The following is a 5,184-nucleotide window of genomic DNA, read 5'->3' on the forward strand; positions in this document are numbered from 1 at the left end:
GAAATGGTGATTATCCCGCGACCGGAACCGAGGAGCGCCTTCGCCTTCGAGGCGATGACACTCGGAGCGCGCCGGGCGGCGACGATTTGCCGGTCCAGTTCCTCTACGGGGTTCGGGGAATTGATGAGGGCCAGGGCGAGATTCATGAGCGGAGCCATGTCCCGCCGACCGCACAGGAGTGCCTCCCCGAGCGCGGGCAGAAGCTCGGGAGGAACACGCCGCGCCAGCCCCAGAGCCCGCGCGTGGAGCTCCGCCGCCCCGTGTGCAGTGTCCGTGGCGATTCCGTCGAGCTCCCGCTTCGCGTTCTCCGGCAACCGATTCATGGCGCTAACCGCCCCCCGCCTCACGCCGAAGCGCCCGCCACCGGTTGAAAAGCACGAGAAGGCTGACCCCGCCGGCCACCAGGCCGCCAGCCATCATCCCGGCCCAGGCGCCGGTCATGCCACCCAATAGCAACCCCAGCGCGAGACCGCCCGGTTCCAATATGAGCCGTTGGCCGATGGTGGGAAGCATGGCGTAGAGCCCCCGGCCCATGGCGTTGAAGTAGCCGTTGACCAGGATGATGAGGGCCGCCGCGGGCTGGGCGACGACCAGCCAGCGCATCATCAACGCTCCGGCGCGGGTCACCTCCGGGGAGTCGGAGAAGAGGGAGACGAAGAAGGGGGCGAAGAACCAGATGAGCACGGTCAACCCGCCGGTGATCAGGGTGGTCACCCAGACCGAGGCCATCGAGGTGTGCCTCGCCCGGTCCGGCAATCCGGCGCCGTGGCACTGGCCGATCATCACCATCGTCCCGGATCCGAAACCGATGGCGGGCAGTTGGATCAGGCCGAACAGGCGCTGCACCACCCCGTAAGCAGCCACCACCGCCACCCCCAGGGGGGTGATGAGGTAGAGGACCACCTGAATGGCCACGGGCATGATGCCCCGCTGGATGAAACCCGGCACCGCCAGCCGCCACAGACGGCTGTAGGCCTCGGGGTCCCACCGCAGGGCTTTGGGGTTGAAATGAATGGGACCCTTGCGCCGGAAGAGGTGGAGGGAGAATGCGCCCATCCCGATCACCCGGCTGAGCACGGTGGCCAGCGCCGCCCCGTAGACGCCCAGACGGGGGAAGGGGCCCAGACCGAAGATGAACAGCGGGTCCAGCACCGCGTTGCAAATTACGGCGAGCAACAGGTTCCAGAATGGGAACCGGGTGTCCCCTCCGCCCCGGTAGAGACCGCCCATCATCATCTGGCCCAGAATGGCGCCCGCCCCCCAGTAAAGGGTACAGGCGTAATCGTTGGCCATTTCCACGACGGCGGGATCCGCCCCGGTGGACTCGAGGAGCGGCCGGGCCAAGATGAGCCCCAGCGGCATCATGAGCGCCGTCAGGCCGAGCCAGGCGAAGGCGGCGTAGAGCGCGACACGCTCCGTGTGCTCCTTGTCCCCGGCGCCGAAGTACCGGGCCAGGACGGCGCTGATGGCGTCGCTCGTCCCGGCGCCGATGCTGATGATCAAAAAATGCAGCGGGAAGCAGAGCGCCACCGCGGCCAGGGCCTCTTTGCCCAGCAGGCCGACGTAGATGAGGTCCACGACCCCCAGGGCCGAATTCAACAGCATCGCCCCGGCCAGGGGAAACGAGAGGTTGACCAGGGTGGAGGTCACCGGTCCGTTGAGCAGGTCCGGCAGCGGTCGTTTGGCCATCGGTTGCCACGATTTTTGATGGCGAGGCAAGGGGTAAGACAAGGGGCCTGACAAGGGGTTTTGCCGGGGGCATAGCTCGCTTCGCTCGGTTAAACCCCTTGTTCCACCCCTTGTTCCACCTCTTGTCTATTTCCCCCAAGACAAGGGGTTTAAACCCCTTGTTTAGAAAAACGGGGTCGCCTCCCCGGTCGAGAGCCGCGACCCCTGGGGTAAAAAGCCGGGGTCTAACCCGGCTTGACGGCGAACATCTTCTGCCCGTATTCCACCGGCTGGGCGTTCTCCACCATCACCCTGACGATGGTGCCGGCGTAATCGCACTCGATCTCGTTCATCACCTTCATCGCCTCGACGATGCAGACGATGCTCCCCTTGCCGACGTGATCACCCACCTTGACGTAGGGCGGCGATTCCGGACTGGGGGCGGTGTAGAAGGTGCCGACCAGGGGGGCGACGACGTACAGGAAATCCTCTCCGCTCTCGGAAACGGGGGTCGGCGCGGTCGGCGCTGGGGTTTCCGGTTCTTGGGCGGCGACCGACGGCGCGGCAACCGGGACGGCGACGGGCGCGGCGGCTAGCTCCTTCTTCAGCTCGAGCTCTTCGAAACCGTCATCGGCGCCCTTGATGACGAGCCCGGTCAGGCCGCCCTCGTTAAAAAGGTCGATGATTTTCCTGAGCTTTTCCAGATCCATCGGCTCTCCCTCTCGCCTCACCCCGCGCGGGTGATTATACAAAAATGGGGCGCACCGTTGGAAGGCGGCCGCACGACGCGGCGTGTCAGAACTGGGCCTTGATCCAGCCGAAAGAGGTCTCGATCACCGACGCCCCGCCGTCGGTCTGGACGAAGCCGTCCACCAGCGGACCGGCGTCACCGGAGGAGAAACCGAAGGCCGGGACACCCGCCGGGGCGATGTAGGTTTCCTCGCTGTAGAGGAAGACCGAGTCGCCGTCGAAGCACACCTCGAACTCCACCGGCCCCGAACCGGACGCGGACAGGGCGAGGCTGTGCCATCCGTCCTGGTCGGCCTGGAGGCAGGTGCCGTACAGCACTTCGGGGTTGCCGTTCAGCTCGTACACCAGGTCCATGCAGTAGGTCTCGCCATCGGGGTAGATGTCCACGTAGTAGAGCTCGCCGCCACGGTCCAGGCCGGCACGCAGGCCGAGCAGTATCTCCCCACCATCCTCTTCGGTGAGCCCGCTGAACTCGCAACCCACGGCGTAGTCCTTGCCCTCGAAGGCGCCGACGGCCATGATCAGCGCGTCGTTGTCGGCGTCGGTGGTCGCGGAGCCGCCGCTCACGGTGATCCCCTCACCGGAAAAATATTCCCAATCAGTGCTGTCACCCAGATCGTAGCCGTCGGGGTAGGAATCGAAGTCGTCCCCAAAGAGCACTCCGCCGTAGGCGGCGAAGGGGACCAGGGCCAGAAGGTAAAAGAAAAAACGCATCACCGCTACTCCTTTACCCGGGTCACGTATGCGCCGGTCCGGGTGTCAATGCGGACTCTGTCCCCCTCGTTGATAAAGAGGGGCACGGAGACTTGGGTACCGGTTTCCACGATGGCGGGTTTGGTGCCGCCGGTGGCGGTGTCGCCCCTCAGGCCGGGGTCGGTCTTGACGACCAGGAGGTCCACCGCCGAGGGGAGTTCCACAGTCAGCGGCCGGCCGTCGTAAAACTGGATGGAGAGCTCCAGCCCCTCGATGAGCCACCGGGTCACTTCGCCGAGGGCGTCGGCGTCCAGGCGGAGTTCCTCGTAGGTCTCGGCGTCCATGAAGACGTACAGGTCCCCTTCCCGGTAGGTGAAGGTGACGTCCTTGTCGTCGAGGGTGATGTCCTGGACTCTCTCACCGCCGCGGAACTTGTGCTCGAAGATGGCGCCCGAAACGAGGTTTTTCAGCTTTGTCCGGACAAAGGCCGGCCCCTTGCCGGGCTTCACGTGCTGGAACTCGACGATGATGTGGGGTACGTCGTCGAAGAGCATCTTCAGCCCGTTGCGAAAGCTGGCGGTGGTGATCAAGGCCCCTCCTATGGGCACCCGATTTCCGAGGGTGGAGGTTACCACACCGCGGCCCCCGGGGCAAGCCGCCCGCGCTATGACACAGAAAAAACAAATTGCGCCATAATGGCCCGGATGCGTGAAGACGGAAATAAATCCCAAGAAGCGCCAATAGAACAAAACAAGGGGTTTAACCGAGCGGAGGGAGCTATGCCCCCGGCAAACCGAACGAAGTGAGCTACGCCTCTAGCGAAACCCCTTGTCTTATCCCAACAAAAAGCCGGCCTTCGCCGGCTTTTATAACGCCTGGTATGGGTCAGAATGTAGCCTTAATCTGCCCCCAGGAGGTTTCCTGCACGTCGGCGTAGCCGGCCAGGAAACATGCGGCGTTGGCCATGATCAAGTGGCCGTCTCCGGTCCACACATCGGTGATCAAGAAGTTCAATCCGACAACACTCTCCGCAGCATTTACCGCCACTCCGCCGGCATCGCTGTAATGGGCCAGCTCAGCCGCCCCTTCACGCATGGTCGTGTTTACGCGCCAGTTGCAGCCGAAAAGCCCCGACACGCCGTTGAAGATGTAGTGATCCGGCTGGTCGATGATTAAATCCTCAGGGCCTTCGAGCGGGTATCGCATCATCGAGTAGTATGGGCTGTAACCGTCGTCGTACCAACGACCGCCGATGCCGCCATAAGACTTGTGCGCCAACTTCCCGCCTTCAACGACCACCAAGCCGCCCTGGTCCACGTAATCGGCCAGCCGATCCCCGAAGACCACGGGGTCCAGGTACTCCGGCACGCCCCCGACAACAACTACATCGTACAGCACAAAAACCCCGAGGGGCGGCGTGCCGCTCACACAGTCGTAGTAATCCAGTTCCCCGAAACGCCCATCGTCTGTAAAGAAGCCTATGACTTCCTCCCAATCGGCTCTGGGCTCACTCAACATGAAAGCGACGTTGAGTTGGGCCGCAGAGAGGGTAGCCGTCAAGAGGATAAAGAAGAAAATCCTTGGCATCTCAAGCACCTCCTTTAAGGTTACAATGGATGTTTGATCACTCTACATAAAATGTACAACACGGTTAAAGGGTTGTCAAGACAGGCGTTGAAAGTAGGGTTAGGTGTCTATTTTTTCAATCACTTATACTAAGTAAGCTGCGGCGTCAATGAACTCGAAAGACCGCCCGTTGTGTGGTATTATGCGCATGGGAGAATAATCCTTCGTCTGGAACCTAAAATGATCACCTACGCGTACAGGTGCGACGCCTGCGGCCACCTCTTCGAGGCCCGTCAGCGGATGACCGACGAGGCGCTGCGGGAGTGCCCCCTAGTGCGGAGGTCCCGTGAAGAGGGTAATCACGGGCGACCTCGGCACGCTCGACGTAGCCCACGACAGGACCTCGGCTTGCTCCACGAGCGGCGGTGGTTGAGGAATCCAGCGCTAGCGGGAGCCCGGGGCCGGGCTCCTTTTTTCGCCGGGGCGTTACTCGGTTCGCCGGGGGCG

7 protein-coding genes are annotated in these 5,184 nt (G+C 63.0%); 1 reads left to right on the plus strand and 6 read right to left on the minus strand.

Annotated features, from left to right (window positions below):
* The 6 genes from NTW26_11725 to NTW26_11750 all read right to left on the minus strand — a co-directional run.
* Positions 1-323, minus strand: a 323-nt coding sequence (locus tag NTW26_11725) for a hypothetical protein (GenBank protein ID MCX7022915.1), incomplete at its 3' end; no start/stop codon positions are given.
* Between the two features lie 4 nt (positions 324-327).
* Positions 328-1,689, minus strand: a complete 1,362-nt coding sequence (locus tag NTW26_11730; GenBank protein MCX7022916.1) for an MATE family efflux transporter — start codon at positions 1,687-1,689, stop codon at positions 328-330.
* A gap of 224 nt (positions 1,690-1,913) precedes the next feature.
* A complete protein-coding gene (gene accB, locus NTW26_11735) occupies positions 1,914-2,378 on the minus strand; it encodes an acetyl-CoA carboxylase biotin carboxyl carrier protein (protein MCX7022917.1) in 465 nt (154 codons plus the stop codon).
* Positions 2,379-2,463: 85 nt separating this feature from the next.
* Positions 2,464-3,132, minus strand: a complete 669-nt coding sequence (locus tag NTW26_11740; GenBank protein MCX7022918.1) for a hypothetical protein — start codon at positions 3,130-3,132, stop codon at positions 2,464-2,466.
* A 5-nt stretch (positions 3,133-3,137) separates the two neighbouring features.
* Entirely contained in the window at positions 3,138-3,701 is a 564-nt protein-coding gene (efp, locus tag NTW26_11745; GenBank protein ID MCX7022919.1) for an elongation factor P, read from the minus strand.
* A gap of 295 nt (positions 3,702-3,996) precedes the next feature.
* Positions 3,997-4,698: a hypothetical protein gene (locus NTW26_11750; protein ID MCX7022920.1), complete on the minus strand. Its 702-nt coding sequence runs from the start codon at positions 4,696-4,698 to the stop codon at positions 3,997-3,999.
* 219 nt (positions 4,699-4,917) lie between these two features.
* On the opposite strand from NTW26_11750, the gene NTW26_11755 reads away from it, so the two are divergent.
* The coding region (locus NTW26_11755; GenBank protein ID MCX7022921.1) for a zinc ribbon domain-containing protein at positions 4,918-5,184 on the plus strand (267 nt) is incomplete at its 3' end.

This window comes from bacterium (assembly GCA_026398675.1).
GTDB lineage: Bacteria > RBG-13-66-14 > RBG-13-66-14 > RBG-13-66-14 > RBG-13-66-14 > RBG-13-66-14.

Excerpts from the sequence above, each read along its gene's own strand:
- NTW26_11730 (MCX7022916.1), bottom strand. The coding sequence starts at position 1,689 with ATGGCCAAACGACCGCTGCCGGACCTGCTCAACGGACCGGTGACCTCC.
- accB (MCX7022917.1), bottom strand. The coding sequence starts at position 2,378 with ATGGATCTGGAAAAGCTCAGGAAAATCATCGACCTTTTTAACGAGGGC.
- NTW26_11740 (MCX7022918.1), bottom strand. The coding sequence starts at position 3,132 with ATGCGTTTTTTCTTTTACCTTCTGGCCCTGGTCCCCTTCGCCGCCTAC.
- NTW26_11750 (MCX7022920.1), bottom strand. The coding sequence starts at position 4,698 with ATGCCAAGGATTTTCTTCTTTATCCTCTTGACGGCTACCCTCTCTGCG.